12 protein-coding genes, 1 pseudogene and 1 riboswitch are annotated in these 15,487 nt (G+C 37.0%); of the genes and pseudogenes, 7 read left to right on the top strand and 6 right to left on the bottom strand.

Annotated elements, in window-relative coordinates:
* Positions 1-20 precede the first annotated feature (20 nt).
* Positions 21-81: riboswitch (Fluoride riboswitch) on the top strand.
* 276 nt (positions 82-357) lie between these two features.
* The 6 genes from ACVWYG_RS02215 to ACVWYG_RS02190 all read left to right on the top strand — a co-directional run bounded on the left by ACVWYG_RS02215 (position 358) and on the right by ACVWYG_RS02190 (position 5,887).
* Positions 358-1,776 carry a voltage-gated chloride channel family protein gene (locus ACVWYG_RS02215; protein WP_457268496.1) on the top strand — a complete coding sequence of 473 codons (1,419 nt, stop codon included), beginning with the start codon at positions 358-360 and terminating at the stop codon, positions 1,774-1,776.
* On the top strand, positions 1,739-2,143 hold the full coding sequence (locus ACVWYG_RS02210; RefSeq protein WP_457268495.1) for a DUF190 domain-containing protein: 405 nt from the start codon (positions 1,739-1,741) through the stop codon (positions 2,141-2,143). Before ACVWYG_RS02215 ends, ACVWYG_RS02210 begins: the two co-directional genes overlap by 38 nt.
* Positions 2,140-2,514: a fluoride efflux transporter CrcB gene (crcB, locus tag ACVWYG_RS02205; protein WP_457268494.1), complete on the top strand. Its 375-nt coding sequence runs from the start codon at positions 2,140-2,142 to the stop codon at positions 2,512-2,514. The genes ACVWYG_RS02210 and crcB overlap by 4 nt, the downstream gene beginning before the upstream one ends.
* Before the next feature lie 500 nt (positions 2,515-3,014).
* Positions 3,015-3,470, top strand: a complete 456-nt coding sequence (locus ACVWYG_RS02200) for a DsrE family protein (protein WP_457268493.1) — start codon at positions 3,015-3,017, stop codon at positions 3,468-3,470.
* 97 nt (positions 3,471-3,567) lie between these two features.
* Positions 3,568-4,464: a LysR family transcriptional regulator gene (locus tag ACVWYG_RS02195; protein WP_457268492.1), complete on the top strand. Its 897-nt coding sequence runs from the start codon at positions 3,568-3,570 to the stop codon at positions 4,462-4,464.
* A 442-nt stretch (positions 4,465-4,906) separates the two neighbouring features.
* Complete coding sequence (locus ACVWYG_RS02190) at positions 4,907-5,887, top strand: YeiH family protein (RefSeq protein WP_457268491.1); 981 nt, start codon at positions 4,907-4,909, stop codon at positions 5,885-5,887.
* Between the two features lie 79 nt (positions 5,888-5,966).
* Here ACVWYG_RS02190 and rpsA read toward each other — a convergent pair whose 3' ends face one another.
* The 4 genes from rpsA to cmk all read right to left on the bottom strand — a co-directional run bounded on the left by rpsA (position 5,967) and on the right by cmk (position 11,216).
* Positions 5,967-7,907 (bottom strand): 30S ribosomal protein S1, encoded by a 1,941-nt coding sequence (rpsA, locus tag ACVWYG_RS02185; RefSeq protein WP_457268490.1) that lies wholly within the window; start codon positions 7,905-7,907, stop codon positions 5,967-5,969.
* 485 nt (positions 7,908-8,392) lie between these two features.
* Positions 8,393-9,127, bottom strand: coding sequence for a bacteriorhodopsin (locus ACVWYG_RS02180; RefSeq protein ID WP_457268489.1), 735 nt, complete (start codon positions 9,125-9,127; stop codon positions 8,393-8,395).
* A gap of 566 nt (positions 9,128-9,693) precedes the next feature.
* A complete protein-coding gene (locus ACVWYG_RS02175; RefSeq protein WP_457268488.1) occupies positions 9,694-10,398 on the bottom strand; it encodes an SH3 domain-containing protein in 705 nt (234 codons plus the stop codon).
* Between the two features lie 137 nt (positions 10,399-10,535).
* The gene (gene cmk, locus ACVWYG_RS02170; protein WP_457268487.1) at positions 10,536-11,216 is read right to left on the bottom strand and encodes a (d)CMP kinase; all 681 of its coding nucleotides are present in this window, start codon (positions 11,214-11,216) and stop codon (positions 10,536-10,538) included.
* Positions 11,217-11,318: 102 nt separating this feature from the next.
* Between cmk and ACVWYG_RS02165 the strand changes: the two are divergent.
* Positions 11,319-11,702 (top strand): annotated as a pseudogene (locus ACVWYG_RS02165) (peptide chain release factor-like protein); the annotation flags it as partial.
* Positions 11,703-11,871: 169 nt separating this feature from the next.
* On the opposite strand, the gene ACVWYG_RS02160 reads toward ACVWYG_RS02165, so the two are convergent.
* Positions 11,872-12,816 carry a lipid A deacylase LpxR family protein gene (locus ACVWYG_RS02160; RefSeq protein WP_457268486.1) on the bottom strand — a complete coding sequence of 315 codons (945 nt, stop codon included), beginning with the start codon at positions 12,814-12,816 and terminating at the stop codon, positions 11,872-11,874.
* An 84-nt stretch (positions 12,817-12,900) separates the two neighbouring features.
* A complete protein-coding gene (gene lon / locus ACVWYG_RS02155) occupies positions 12,901-15,372 on the bottom strand; it encodes an endopeptidase La (RefSeq protein ID WP_457268485.1) in 2,472 nt (823 codons plus the stop codon).
* Between the last annotated feature and the right edge of the window lie 115 nt (positions 15,373-15,487).

Below are 15,487 nucleotides of genomic sequence, written 5' to 3'. Positions count from 1 at the left end.
GAGAGATAAGTTTTTATATCTTTGCGTTAGGAAATGGTGTCCTTCCTCAAAACCGCATTAGCTGATGGCGCCTACAATATTAATCTCCGTATCGATAATCGTTATGGTAATAAATTTATTGTAGATGATTGCATGTATTGAATTTCTTGAACACTGCCCACCCCTCATTTATCGCATTCTGTTTATTTCTGAGTTTTTTCAAACTTCCCGCGCTGCTTTCGGATTATTAAATGGAGATTCTGAAATAATTTTTTTCTGGTCGGCAGAACTTCATCTTCAATCAATCTTCAAATTTTGGAGGACGCCTCATCGAAGGAATATTATAGGAACAGAGATTAAACCAAATTTTATTAAGCCATGAGTATTCCCGATCTAAAACACCAACCTAAAATCCCCTTAACAGAACATTTTGCCATTATTAGGCATTTTATCCGTTGGACAATTTTTGTGTTGCCAGTTGCGGTGGTAATCGGCAGCATAGTGGCGCTGTTTCTTTGGCTTTTAAGTGCTGCGATACATTTACGTTTCGATCATAAATGGCTGCTCTATTTACTTCCTATTGCAGGGTTAGTCATCCATTTTATTTATCAATCTGTGGGTAAATCTTCTGAAAAGGGAAATAACCTGATTATGGAACAAATACACACCGAGGGCGGAGGAATACCTAAAAGAATGGCGCCGATTATTTTGGTCACCACCGTTATAACACATTTATTTGGGGGTTCGGCCGGAAGAGAGGGAACCGCGGTGCAAATCGGAGGCAGTATTGCAGCCATGTTTGGCGGATTGTTTAAATTAAAGGGATTAGACATGCGCACGATTCTCACCGCTGGTGTTGCCGCAGGTTTTGGCGCCGTATTTGGTACTCCAGTAACAGGTGCCATCTTTGCAATGGAAGTGTTAACCATCGGACAAATACAATATGAAGCGCTTATTCCATCGTTAATGGCGGCAATAGTAGCAGATATTACTGTTTCGGCATGGCACATACACCACACCCAATATCACATCGCGGCGCTTTCAAAAGCGCCATACATTTTTAATAGTTTTCTACACATGGATATTCTATTGGTCGGAAAAGTAATAATTGCTTCGGCTGCATTTGGATTTGCGAGTTACTTGTTTTCGGGAATGGTACATGAAATAAAGGGTATATGCCTTAAGTTATTTAGGTCTAAATGGTTGATCCCTATTTTTGGCGGCCTTTTTATTATAGGTCTAACCTTTATAAACGGCAAACCGGATTATTTAAGTCTTGGCGTAGATGCAGAATATTCGGGCGCAGTTACGCTTCAATCAGCTTTTCATGCAGGTGGAGCAGATACCTGGAGTTGGTTATGGAAAACGTTGTACACGTCGGTTACGCTTGCAACAGGATTTAAAGGGGGAGAAGTAACGCCTTTGTTTTACATTGGAGCCACACTTGGAAATACCTTATCTACATTTTTAGATGCACCTGTCGGACTTTTTGCAGCCTTAGGATTTATTGCAGTGTTCTCTGGCGCTACAAATACCCCGCTTGCCTGTACATTTATGGGCGTGGAGCTGTTTGGCGGAGAACATGTATTGTTGTTTGCCATAGCGTGTTTTACAGCTTACTTTTTTAGTGGCCATTCCGGTATTTACAGTTCGCAGTTAATCGGAGTACCCAAGATTTTCGATGAAAATTTTGCTGAGGAGACTTCCTTGTCACAAGCAACGAAACGACGAGGATATATGCACCAGAAATTGCGAAAGTATGGATTGTTATTTAAAAAAAGAGGACATGATGATTGATCCAGAAATAGTTGAAAAAACCCTTGGTAAAATACAGATCTATATTAAGCCGAAAGACAGGATTAAACAACCAGGTTTCATGAACAGACTCAAATCAAAACAGTTGTACAAGGAGATCGTTCAATACGCAAAAGACGATCAGTTAATGAACGCCTCAGTGTATCAAATACATAGTGGCTATTTTATGTATGGAAAAATTACTACAGCGCATGTAGAACTAGACAATGCAGATTTGTTTCTATGTGTCGAGTTAGTAGACGAGAAAAGCAAGTTGGAGAATTTTTGTAAGAAACATGCAGAGCTGCTGATAGGGAAAATGATTGTTTTTAAAGCTGTAACATCTTGGGAAATTAAAACTAAATTATGAGGGCAATAGTTATCATTTTTTTTGGTGGCGGTTTAGGAAGTGTTTTAAGATTTATTGTAAATCGGTGGATAGCAGGATCGATAAACACTGCTTTTCCATACGGGACTTTCCTCGTTAACGTTACGGGCTGTTTCCTAATTGGCTTTTTTGTGTTTTATACGGAGACATTGGGCGCAAGTGCTTTAAGCTGGCGCCTATTTTTAATTACAGGTTTTTGTGGCGGCTACACTACATTTTCGTCTTTTTCCTTCGAGAATGTACAGCTCATGAGTGATCATCAAATTTTTACGACGTTCCTTTATGCGTTTGCGAGTATTGCACTAGGATTTTTAGCTGCGTATGGGGGCATTCTTACAGCAAGAAATCTATAAACACAAATTTAATGATGAATATTGAATCAATTGTAATTGTAGCGGACGATTTTCCTTTGTCATTAAAAGCATTAAATATGGATTTTATTTAGCCGAAAGGTTAAAGGCAAGGTAGCACTTATAGTTGTTGTGGAAGAAGCTCTTGCTATTGGAAATGTAGATGCGGGGATATTTCCAGAACAGCTCGCTTTAAAAATAAAAAAACATATAAAAAGTTTGCAGATCATGTAGTTCAAGAGTATGAGTCGCTTTTATTATTTTTTCGATTTAAATCACCTTATAATTCGGCTCCATTTAGAATTTTACCAATCACCTGTTAAACTAAAACTTTGAATAATTGCCACCGATAATTAGATAAAATGAAAATAATTTTGAAATATTGAATGACTCAGCGTTGATTTAGGGGATTGATTTTTTTGTGTTTGAAAGATTTTATAACTTCAAAACTATTATGCCTTTAAACCCATTATAAATTAAGTATTAAGTAAAGAAATCTTCGTATGAAAAAATTAATTCTATTTTTTGTTTTGTTTGTCACCGTTATCATGTTTGGCAAGGCAACTGCGCAGGTTCGCGACACAACATTTAAAGGTGCTGAAGCAACTTTAAAAAGCTATAAGGCGCTGTATGTCATCAACAGCAATGATGAGAAAAAGATTGCCGGCACACTTCGAAACATGAGAAATGCCTTAGAAGATCCAAGATTGAAAGGAAAGCTAAAGCTAGAGTTAATCGCTTTTGGTGACGGAGTATTGGTATACGATAAAAAAGGAATTTTTGAGAAAACACTTTTAGCGCTAAAAGCGGATGGTGTTATTTTAGCTCAATGTGAAAACACCGTTAGAGAAAGAAAGATTGACAAAAATTCCTTATTTGATTTCATTAGTTACGTACCTAGTGGTAATGGCGAAATTATAATTAGAGATTATCAGGGATGGGCAATTGTACATCCATAAAAAAAATCCGTGACAAACCGGTTTGTTTTTTCTAGAATTTTTTTAAAATGAGACCAGCAGATAGCCAAATCAATCTTTTATCTCAATCAACCGCATAATGTTCGATTTTAGATTGCATGTGTTCTATACGGTTGCCAAAAGGCTAAATTTTACCCGAGCTGCTGCTGCGCTATTTATTTCTCAACCTGCGGTAACAAAGCATATAAAGGAATTAGAGTTGCAGTACAAAACAACGCTTTTCGATCGGAGTGGGAATAAAAAAATGACTCTTACTGCATCAGGAAGGGTTTTATTGGCTTATTCAGAACAGCTTAATGCCTTGTATGGTGAACTAGAATACGACATGAATTCGCTAAATAAAGCGCACGGCGGTGTGTTGAAAATTGGAGCGAGTAGCACCGTTGCACAATACATTTTGCCGAAAGTGCTTGCACTCTTTCATGAAAAATTTAATGCCGTACAGGTTCATCTCATTACGGGAAACTCCGAAGATATCGAAGGTGCCCTTTTAAACAAGGAGATTGAAGTTGGGATTGTTGAAGGATTTTCTAAAAACCCAAAGCTTAGCTATCTTTCATACTTAAATGATGAGTTGGTATTGGTGGGCCGATCTACACATAGTATGATCAGGAAAGAAATTATAAAACCAGAAGAAATTAAAAATTATCCCTTGGTTCTTAGAGAACCAGGGTCTGGAACGCTAGAGGTTATAGCAGAGGCGCTTTTAAAACAACATCTTAGAATTGCAGATCTTTGGGTTGAAATGCAGCTTGGTGGGACAGAAAGTATTAAATCGTATTTGCTTAACAGCCAGGCATTGGCTTTTTTATCAGTGCATTCTATACTAAAAGAGTTAAAAAACAACGAACTTAAAATAATAGACATTAAAGGACTTATCATCGAGCGTCCATTAAATTTTATAACACCCCACGGGCAAGTATCTTCTCTTGCTTCGCTTTTCATGAAATTTGCCAAAAATCAAGTGCTAGATTAGGGTGCTGATCTGAATGTCAATATAAACCACATCTTATTAACTCCAAGCTTAAAAGTTTGAGGTGTCTTGCCATTAAATAATATTATAGCGTATAAATTGCGTTTAAAGCTTTCTCTGTAAATAGAATGAGCCACAATTCCTAGATGCCTTCGCTTCTGCTATAACCTACATTAATTGATGGCTTTTTTGCCATAGGGCGATTTGTTGAATATAAACATAGGAATGTCGGTACTTGTCTAATTTTAAAAAAAGGTATTCTTTTTCTATTGAGAATAAATAAGTTATTACACCCCATCTGCTTTTTATGCGGAAGGGCTGCAAAAAGGGATGTTCCCTTAATTGATAATGCCTATCTTCAATAACTTTAAGTTATCTTAAATCCCTATTTATGATAAAAATCATTCCATAGATCTACTGACATTTGCATATCAAAAATACCGATATGCAAATACAACACACTGCTAAAGAAGTCAAAAATGGGCTAATTCTTAAGGTTAGTCCAAGAGTTAAACAGATTATTTTTTTTACAGCCATAATAGTATGCGCAACGCCACTTTTAAGTCCTGCAGTTGCACTTCTACTCGGGTTAATTGTAGCCCAGTTTACGGGCCATCCATTTATCGCACTAAATCACAAAGCAACAAATTTGTTGTTGCAATTTTCTGTTGTTGGCTTAGGGTTCGGTATGAATGTTCACTCCGCGATGCAAGAAGGCAAAGAAGGAGTGATCTTCACTATTTTCTCAATCATCAGCACCCTATTAATGGGCTACTTGATGGGAAGATGGTTAAAAATAGACAAGAGAACTTCACATTTGATCTCCTCCGGAACAGCCATTTGTGGGGGAAGTGCAATTGCTGCGATAGCACCTGTAATAAGTGCGAATGAGAAGCAGATTTCTGTGGCGCTCGGTTGTATATTTATTCTTAATTCTATAGCACTTTTTGCTTTCCCTTTAATCGGGCATCATTTCAATCTATCGCAGACCCAATTTGGGCTCTGGTGTGCCATTGCGATTCATGACACAAGCTCGGTTATTGGAGCAGCGGCAAAATACGGTACAAAAGCCTTGGAGGTTGCGACTACAGTGAAGCTTGCTAGGGCACTATGGATTATTCCTGTGGCATTTTTGTCTACCTTTTTATTTAAGAACAATTCTAAAAAAATCAAGATTCCCTATTTTATTCTATTGTTTGTTTTTGCAATGGGAGCAAACACCTATGTTGAAGAAGTATCTGTTTTAAGTAAATACATTACCTCAGTTGCTAGAGTAGGACTAACGATTACCTTATTTTTAATCGGAGCAGGCTTGTCAAGGCAAGTGCTGTTGGCAGTCGGATTTAAGCCGCTTTTACAGGGCGTGGTTTTATGGATATTAATTTCTTCTGCCGCTCTTTACGCAGTGCTCCACTTTGCTTCTTAATCGTTTTGAGAAACAATAGCGAAAAAAAAAGCGCCACAACCCGTTTGGGCGTGGCGCTTTGTAATTTATTAAACTAAAACTAGCCTTTTTTAGCTCTGTTTTTGTTTTCTTCGCCCTCTAACTGAGTTTTAAGCTGCGCTAAAACGTCTAAGTCTCCAAGTGTAGATTTCTCCACAGAGTCTTTTACTTTTTTAACCGCAGAAACAGCAGCCTTCGCTTCTTTCTTCTTAGCTGCGCGTTCTTCATTTAAAGAATCTGCTTTCGCTTCTTCCCAAATACGTGCATGAGATGCTACGATACGCTTAGAATCCTTATTAAACTCAATGATCATAAATTCGTTGGTTTCATCAGCTTTAACCGACGTTCCATCTTCTTTAGCCATGTGTTTAGTAGGAACAAAACCTTCAACACCATAAGGAAGTGCAATAACGGCACCCTTATCTGTTACCTTAACAACTGTTCCTTGATGGATAGAGTTTAAAGTAAAGATGGTTTCGAAAGTATCCCAAGGATTTTCTTCCAATTGTTTGTGACCTAAGCTAAGCTTGCGATTGTCTACATCAAGTTCAAGAACAACTACGTCTAACACATCACCAACTTTGGTAAATTCGTTCGGGTGGTTAATTTTCTTACTCCAAGAAAGATCAGAAATGTGAATTAAGCCATCTATGCCTTCTTCAATTTCTACAAAAACACCAAAGTTAGTCATGTTTTTCACAGTAGCGGTGTGCTGACTTCCAACAGGATATTTGGCTGCAACTTCTTGCCAAGGATCAGTAGTAAGCTGCTTAATACCCAAACTCATCTTACGATCGTCTCTGTCTAAAGTCAATACTTCAGCTTCCACTTCATCGCTAACTTTTAAGAATTCTTGAGGGTTTCTTAAGTTTTGAGACCAGCTCATTTCAGAAACATGGATCAAACCTTCCACTCCTGGGATGATTTCTAAGAATGCTCCGTAATCTGCAACAGTAACAATTTTACCTTTAACCCTAGATCCAACTTGGATGTCTTCGGTTAAATTCTCCCAAGGATGTGGGGTTAATTGTTTTAGACCTAATGCAATACGTTTCTTCTCATCATCAAAATCTAACACTACTACATTGATTTTTTCATCTAATGACAATACTTCTCTTGGATGCTCTATGCGGCCCCAAGAAATGTCTGTAATGTGAAGTAAACCATCAACACCACCTAAATCGATAAATACACCGAAATCTGTAATGTTTTTAACAGTTCCCTCTAATACCTGACCTTTCTCTAACTTAGAAACAATTTCTACTTTTTGGCTTTCTAAATCGTCTTCTATAAGTACTTTATGCGATACGACAACATTTTTAAATTCATGGTTGATTTTAACAACTTTGAATTCCATTGTTTTACCAACGTAAATGTCATAATCGCGTATTGGCTTAATGTCTATTTGAGAGCCTGGCAAGAATGCCTCAACGCCCATAATATCTACAATTAAGCCACCTTTTGTACGGCTTTTAACATAACCGCTAATAATTTGATCGTTTTCAAGCGCATCATTAATGGCTTCCCAACTTCTTTGGGTTTTAGCTCTCTTCCGAGAAAGAACCAACTGTCCGTTTGCATCTTCAGGTGCTTCTACAAACACATCTACTGAATCGCCAGGTTTTAAATCTGGGGTGTCGCGAAATTCTGAAGTAGACACCAAACCATCTGATTTGAAACCTACGTTAAGTACCACGTCTTTATTGTTGATAGAAACAACAATACCGGGGATAATTTCTCCCTTCGTAATCTGGTTAAACGTTCCGGTATACATTTCCTCATACTTTTTACGGTCTGCATCATTGTAATTTCCGAATACTTTTTCGTCAGCATCCCAATCAAAATCTTCTGTTGGTATTGCTAGAGAAGACTTTATGTCCTCAATCGACATCGAATCAGCTTCTGATTCAATGGTTTCCTTCTTGTTCAAACGTTCGTCTGATCCCTGAAGTTCAGCTGTTTTAGCTGCTAGTTCTTTTTCTGCTACTTGTTTTTTAGCCATTAATTATATATCTCCTTTGTTTCCCATTCGGGGTTGCAAAGGTAAAAATATCTTTTTTAAAAGAAAACTTTTTTTATATAAATCTTCCTCATTTCTAATGCTTTAACAAATCACTGTCTAATATTTAAAATTTATTGCGCTCAACGAATAAATTAATCGATGAAAAAACAGAAAATAGCGTGTTCGACTTGTACACATCAAGCAGCCGTTTTTTAGTCGAATTCCAAATAAGTGTCTTTTTGAAAATGAAAAGTGTTATGGCCATTCGCGTTTTTTAGCTTCCAGTATTTACATCACACATGTATGTCTGCAGGATAGAGTTTTGCCATTATACAGCCCGAAGTTGGGCAAGCCGAAACTGACGTGTATCTGCTAAATGTAATAGCAAAAAAAGGTCAAGATTTTTTGAAATATCTTGACCTTTTCTTATAAATATTATTTAGATAAAATTTCTAATTAGCTAAATAAATTGGTTTGTACGTTCTTTACGCAACTGCTTTTCTTACTTTGGCTGTTTCCGCTATCGCCACAGAATAAATAACCAAGCCAAATCCAATTTTATTAACGGCATCTGCCAAATTGTAGAAAAGGTCGATAGATTTTGATTCAAAGACGCCTGACAATAAGTTTCCTGGTAATACCATATATCCGATAGGATAAATTGACCATCCTAAAGTGATGAAGATTTTCAATAAAAACATTGCTCTGAGTAGAGCCGGACTATTAGACTGTTTAGTTAATTTAGCAATGTCTCCGGCAAATACTTCATAGACGATGTACAAATATCCCAATGTCGACAATATTCCCCACATAATATTGTTATTTAGCCCGGATGTTTCCCCTATAAAACCAAAAACTAACATAGCTGCTGCAGCAACAATTAATTTAAACAAGGTTGCACCTTTTGCTCCAAATGGCTTAGTTAAAAGGTAAAACTCAACGGCCATCAATGGAACAGTTAATGTCCAATCGATGTAGCGCAAGGCAGTTGGAGTTTGATGCGTTGCCAGATAATAGTCTCGCATGTAATAATAATGTACTGCTGCGATACCTGTTATCAATGCAGAAACCAACAGAGAAAGTTTCCACTTTCCATCAACGCTGCTTCTTTCGAAAAAGAAGAACACCGAAGCTGCGAACATAGCCATGTAACCAGTAAAAAATGTGAATGCAATCGGATCGTCAACTGGGACAATCATTACGTCTAATAGTGAGCTCATAGTTTTTTTTATAAAATTAGAATTTTGGTATAAATCTATACCAAAATTCTAACTCCTGAAACTTATATTGTCTGAGGTTTGTAATTAAATAGCGAAATTATTAGATCCAGTGCTGGTTAGCGGTTCAGTAATTTTAGAGGACAAATTTTGCTGATTGCTGTAATAACTCAGCTCACGATGAGCTATTTTAGGAGATAAAACTTCTTGAACAATGGCTAACGAAGACATATTGCAGGGTTCAACAAAAATTTTATAAAGTTTATTTGATGTTTTCGAGACGGGAAAATAATAGTTTCACTAAATGCAGGTGCAGATTTTTGCTAAGGAATCCGTTTACTCAATCAACTTTCATCCATTGCTAATTTATTTGAATATAGTTTGCCTTAAAAATGCTTTCGCTTTTAGCCCAATACCCGGATGGGGGAAAAGTTATTTTGTAAACAAAAGAAGATCAAATAATTTGAGACATTGTATCCTTTTTCCCGTGCTATAGGATCAACACAACGAGAAAATCCTTGAAAAGTTCAAACACCATCGATGAAGAACAGTTTTTTTAAATTTAAAGGTTATAATTTTTTATAAGTTCCAGAAGTAAATCCTTGCCCTTCTAATGTGTTTTCGTTAATGATTAATAACATTATCGAATTCTGACCATCGGGGAATTCCACCATATCATTCTTTATCTTGTATGGCACCGTAAAAGTAGAATCGGTATAAGTGTTTTTTACTGTTACAGAATCTTTGGCTTTAAACTCAAAAGATTTATATTGCTGATCAGTTGCTGTCGTGTAAAGTCCTCCGACAGTTCTCTGTTTAAAAAATTCCAAATAGCTTAAATAGATTACTGTCAAGACTACGATAGCAGTCAACCATATCAAAAATTGCCGACTATTTGCAAACTTGTAAATAAGTCCAATGCCAATTGCAGCAGCAACAACCAATAATCCTATGTATAAGGTTTCAGAATTTTGTTTTTCTACTACTTTAATTTGCACTTTAACGGGTAGCTTTTTCGGCGCGTTTATCCGTTGCAAAAATTTTCCACTCACCCAGCCTTCTCCATTCGTTACTTTTACTTTAAACACATCTACTTTTGAACTGTCTAAAACCATCACATTTTCACCTTCCGGAATAAAACCGATCACCTTACTGTTGGTTTTTTCAGTTTCCCTAATGTTTAATTTATCGGCGGTAACTCTATACATTTCTTGAGCTTTTAAATTGCCAGAAAGAATTATAAAACCAATTAAGAGAAAAAAATATTTAAACATGTGTCGTCTATTTTGCGATTAAATTTTCAATTAGGAAAGTACAAAAGTATAAAACTGTTTGGATACAGGGCTATGAATGCTGCAGATTTAGAAAGATGTCTATCCGAGCATAGCAATTAAGCCGCCCTAGCCATGCTTTAATATCCCAAATGAGTCTCAACTTTGGCCAAAGCAAAAGCAAGCTGTTCTTCTTCTGTGAGATTGGTATTATCTAAAATAATTGCATCATCAGCCCTAACCAGCGGACTTTCTTTTCTTGTCGTATCTGCGTAATCGCGATGCGCAAGATTTTCGAAAACCTCTTCCAAGGTCACCTCATTATTTCCCTTACTTTCAAGCTCCTTAAATCGTCTTTTAGCCCTAACATTTGGATCTGCGGTCATGAAAAATTTAATTGGCGCTTCTGGAAAAACAGTTGTTCCAATGTCTCTTCCGTCCATCACAATATTTTTAGATTTACCCATGCGTTGTTGTTGCTTAACCATTTCGTGGCGCACAAGTTTTAGGGCAGAAACCTCACTTACATTTTCAGAAACGGGCATTAAACGAATTTCATCCGATACTTCTTTGCCATTTAAGGTAATGTGTGATTGATAATCTCTAGCATGAAAATTCAATTCAATCTCTTGCAATGCCTCAGCAACTTGCTTATCGTCGTTGGTTTCTACATGGTTATTTATAAAAAATAAGGTTACGGCTCTATACATTGCGCCGCTATCTATGTAAATAAAATTAAGCTTTTTTGCCAATGCTTTTGCCAATGTACTCTTACCACAAGAAGAGTAGCCATCTATGGCAATCACTCGATTATTTTTCATGCGTAGCAAAGATAAAAAACGAAATTAAGTTTCCGATAATTTAGTTCGTATTCTTTATACCTTTGAATGATGTCGCCAAGCAAAGATGAAATTTTAAAATTTGTAACTTTTAAAACTGCTAGAAGCGGGGGCAAAGGCGGCCAAAACGTAAATAAAGTAGAGACAAAAGTGCTGCTGATTTTTGATCTGACTCAGACAAATGCTTTCTCCGAAACAGAAAAAATGCTGTTAAAACATCGCCTTCTTAATCGCTTGGATAGCGAAGGATTTCTGCATATTTCTTCGCAAGAGGAAAGAAGTCAATTGCTAAATAAAGAACGCACAATTAAAAAGTTAATGTTGCTACTAGAGCGCTCTTTAAAAGTTGACAAACCCAGAAAATCGAGTAAAATACCTAAATCTGTTATTCTGAAAAGACTGCAAAATAAGGCGATTAGAGCCAGTCGAAAAAAAACGAGGACAAAACCCAATATGAGCCCTGATTAACGTGATAATTGGTATTTATAGATCGCTCGCATCCATTCGTCTTTGATAAACAAAGATTTTAACTTCGTTTTGTGTTAAGGTCTAAGTCATTCAACTTCTTTGATATTTTGTTCGAATTTGGCTCCTTACGCTGATCGCCCGGTCTTTGATTTTTGTTCGTTTTGATCTGCTAATTAAACCTGTATACCATGCTAAAACTGCCGTAATTTTGTGCTTTGGCCACGCTTTGCACTTCCTTGGTCTTGAAAATCACGCTAAAATCAAAACTAAGTCTCCTTATCGTATAGTTTAAACCAGCTTGCTGCTCATACACAATTGGTTTTACTCCAAAAGTAACCGGACTATCGTTGTTAAATAAGCTTCCCTGTATCGTAGAATCATACCCCACATAATTTAGTTTCGGTCTCAGGTAAAAGAAAAACTCCTGTTCATTTAGTCTTCTATCAGCTGTTTCCCCAATAGTTGCGTTATAACTACTGCTGTTAAATAATTGATTCAGTTTTCCAATTCTTATCAAGCTAGAGATCCCCACACCAGAAAAAGTAGTTCCTAAATTTGCATAACCTTCGCCAGTTACATCAAAAATTTTATCCTTTGTTCTGTAGAGCAACTGTGCGGCATTGGCCGATAAATTGACGGCAAGCTCATTTTTAATCTGATATTCCCATCCCTCTGGCGTGTAAAAACCAATGGTTTTGTGTAAAAATTTTTGTCCCTTCTCTGCTAAGGAATTTGGTCCGATGGCAGCTATTTGCGCAGTGAATTTAACCAAGCGCTCTTTTCTGTAAAAGATAGAATAGCTGCCTCCTACATCAAGATAACCTGCAAAAGGTCTGTCTTGATTTTCCTTTATCGGTACATCTCCAGAAAAAGGCGTAAATATTTTCTGACCAATAGAAATTTCATAGGTTTTTTTCGCAACATTTTCTTTAAAATTTTTTGGATTTATTGCGCTCCTAAAATATATAAACAGACCATTTGTGTAGTATCGATCATTTAATGTCGCTAAATAAGCATCGTTTTCTGTGGTAAAACCAAATTCGTTTTTATAGACTTGTGCAGAAGATTGAAGCGATAAACCACAGAGCACTAAAAAGGAAATAAGATATTTCATAAAGAAGCCTGGGCGTTTGACCCAGGCTGTAAATGTATTTATTGTTGGGCGTTGCCACAACTGGATTCATGAAATAGATGAATATTAATTTACAACAACCTTTGGTCTTAAACTAAAATCTAGTGGTTTTTTCACCTTTGTTTTTGTAAGCGCGAGGTCAATCACTTCGGCCATTTCAGTTACATAATGAAACGTTAAGTCTTTTACGTAGCTTTCTTTTATCTCTAATATATCTTTTCGATTTGCCTTACATAAAATAATTTCTTTAATGTTTGCCCTCTTTGCAGCCAATATTTTTTCTTTTATGCCACCTACCGGCAATACTTTTCCCCGAAGTGTAATCTCACCAGTCATGGCCAAATTTGGTTTAACTTTTCTCTGTGTAAAAGCAGAGGTAAGCGCCGTCAATAAGGTAATTCCAGCAGATGGACCATCTTTTGGTGTAGCACCAGCAGGCACATGCACATGCACATCCCATTGATCGAAAAGAATTGCATCTATTCCAAACTCTGCAGAATGTGCCCTTAAATAAGCTAAGGCAATTACGGCAGATTCCTTCATTACATCGCCCAAATTTCCTGTTAATGTGAGTTTTCCTTTTCCCGGACTTAAACTAGATTCTATAAATAATATGTCTCCCCCAACGCTGGTCCAAGCGAGTCCGGTTACTACACCTGCCACATCATTTCCTTCGTAAAAATCTTTATCGTAGATAGGTGCACCTAAAATGCGTTCTACGTCTGCCAAGGTTAAATTTGGTTCATATTCTTCTTCCATTGCAATCTTTGTAGCCACACCACGCACCAAAGAACCAATCTTTTTTTCCAATCCGCGAACGCCAGATTCTCTAGTGTAGTCTTCAATCACACGCTCAATAATCGCAGGCTTTAAGGTCATGTCTTTTATGCCTAAACCGTGGTTCTCCTTTTGCTTTGGCAGTAAAAATTTCTTCCCAATCTCTACTTTTTCCTCGATTGTATAGCCGTTTACCTCTATAATTTCCATCCGATCCAACAAAGCAGGTTGAATGTTACTCAAAGAATTTGCTGTGGCTATAAATAACACACTAGAAAGATCGTAATCTGCCTCCACATAGTGGTCATAAAAAGCACTGTTTTGTTCGGGATCAAGTACTTCTAAAAGCGCCGAAGAAGGATCTCCGCGATGATCTGAGCCAACTTTATCAATTTCATCGAGTACAAAAATTGGATTGTCTGAACCTGCCTTTTTTAAGGAAGAAATAATCCTTCCGGGCATTGCGCCAATATACGTTTTTCTATGTCCTCTTATTTCCGCCTCATCTCTAATTCCACCCAAAGCCATTCGCACATATTTTCGACCAAGTGCTTTTGCGATAGATTTCCCCAAAGATGTTTTTCCAACTCCTGGAGGGCCAACCAAGCATAAAATCGGCGCTTTCATATCTCTTTTTAGCTTTATAACTGCTAAATACTCGATAATCCGTTTTTTAACTTTTTCTAAACCGAAATGGTCTTTGTCTAACACACGTTGGGCACGTTTCAAATCGAAATTGTCTTTGGTAAATTCCCGCCACGGAAGGTCTAACAAAAGTTCGAGGTAGTTCAGTTGAATGGAATAATCGGGCGCCGCAGGGTTCATCCTTCCCATTTTATCTAATTCCTTATCAAAATGATCTGCCACTACTTGTGGCCATTTTTTCTTGTCAGCGCGTTTTTCTAGGGCCTCTATTTCCAAATCTGTAGAGTTGCCGCCAAGTTCCTCTTGAATTGTCTTTAATTGCTGATTTAAAAAGTAGTCCCGCTGTTGTTTGTCTAAATCTGTACGAACCTTAAATTGTATTTGATTTCTCAATTCGAGAACCTGCAATTCAACCATCAGTAAATCCATAACCTTCTTGGCGCGATCCTGCAAATGATCCATTTCTAGAATCTTTTGCTTGTCGGCCATTTCAGCGTTCATATTTGAAGAGATAAAATTGATCAAAAACGAATTACTTTCAATGTTTTTTAATGCTATACTTGCTTCGCTCGGAATATTTGGAGAAAGTTGGATAATTTGGGCAGAAATCTCTCTTATAGAAGCAATTAAGGTCTTAAATTCTTTTCCAGGCTTAACCTTTGCATCCTCAAATTTCTGTACAACTGCTTTAATGTATGGCTCACCCTGTACTTCTTCAACAAGATTAAAACGTTGTTTGCCTTGTATAATTACCGTAGTATTTCCATCAGGCATTTGCAAAAGCTTGATCACATTTGCAACGGTGCCAACACTATTTAATTGATCAAAAGTAGGATCCTCAATTGAAACGTCCTTTTGTGATACAACTCCTATTATTTTATTTCCTTTATAAGCCTCTTTTACAAGTTTTATAGATTTATCTCTACCAACGGTGATGGGAATCACCACCCCGGGGAACAATACTGTATTACGCAACGGTAAAATAGCAAGTGTTTCTGGTGGGTCTTCGTTGTTCATATCATCCTCATCTTGTTGAGACATAAGCGGAAAAAACTCGGTTTCTTCATTTATGATGGGCATTGAATTACTGAAATCAAAAATATTTTCTTTACTCATTTTCACGTTATCCTTATCGCGACACATTGACAGTGGTATCGCATTTTTCGTTATATTTTTTCGTTAGTTCTAGGTTTTCAACTCTTGTGCCAGTATTCTATTTCCAGACTCCTCC

This window comes from Pedobacter sp. UYEF25, assembly GCF_054061655.1.
This window is presented reverse-complemented; position numbering and strand designations above follow the sequence as displayed.

Excerpts from the sequence above, each read along its gene's own strand:
- rpsA (WP_457268490.1), bottom strand. The coding sequence starts at position 7,907 with ATGGCTAAAAAACAAGTAGCAGAAAAAGAACTAGCAGCTAAAACAGCT.
- ACVWYG_RS02210 (WP_457268495.1), top strand. The coding sequence starts at position 1,739 with ATGGATTGTTATTTAAAAAAAGAGGACATGATGATTGATCCAGAAATA.
- ACVWYG_RS02215 (WP_457268496.1), top strand. The coding sequence starts at position 358 with ATGAGTATTCCCGATCTAAAACACCAACCTAAAATCCCCTTAACAGAA.
- ACVWYG_RS02180 (WP_457268489.1), bottom strand. The coding sequence starts at position 9,127 with ATGAGCTCACTATTAGACGTAATGATTGTCCCAGTTGACGATCCGATT.
- ACVWYG_RS02190 (WP_457268491.1), top strand. The coding sequence starts at position 4,907 with ATGCAAATACAACACACTGCTAAAGAAGTCAAAAATGGGCTAATTCTT.
- ACVWYG_RS02195 (WP_457268492.1), top strand. The coding sequence starts at position 3,568 with ATGTTCGATTTTAGATTGCATGTGTTCTATACGGTTGCCAAAAGGCTA.
- ACVWYG_RS02160 (WP_457268486.1), bottom strand. The coding sequence starts at position 12,816 with ATGAAATATCTTATTTCCTTTTTAGTGCTCTGTGGTTTATCGCTTCAA.
- crcB (WP_457268494.1), top strand. The coding sequence starts at position 2,140 with ATGAGGGCAATAGTTATCATTTTTTTTGGTGGCGGTTTAGGAAGTGTT.
- ACVWYG_RS02175 (WP_457268488.1), bottom strand. The coding sequence starts at position 10,398 with ATGTTTAAATATTTTTTTCTCTTAATTGGTTTTATAATTCTTTCTGGC.
- lon (WP_457268485.1), bottom strand. The coding sequence starts at position 15,372 with ATGAGTAAAGAAAATATTTTTGATTTCAGTAATTCAATGCCCATCATA.
- ACVWYG_RS02200 (WP_457268493.1), top strand. The coding sequence starts at position 3,015 with ATGAAAAAATTAATTCTATTTTTTGTTTTGTTTGTCACCGTTATCATG.
- cmk (WP_457268487.1), bottom strand. The coding sequence starts at position 11,216 with ATGAAAAATAATCGAGTGATTGCCATAGATGGCTACTCTTCTTGTGGT.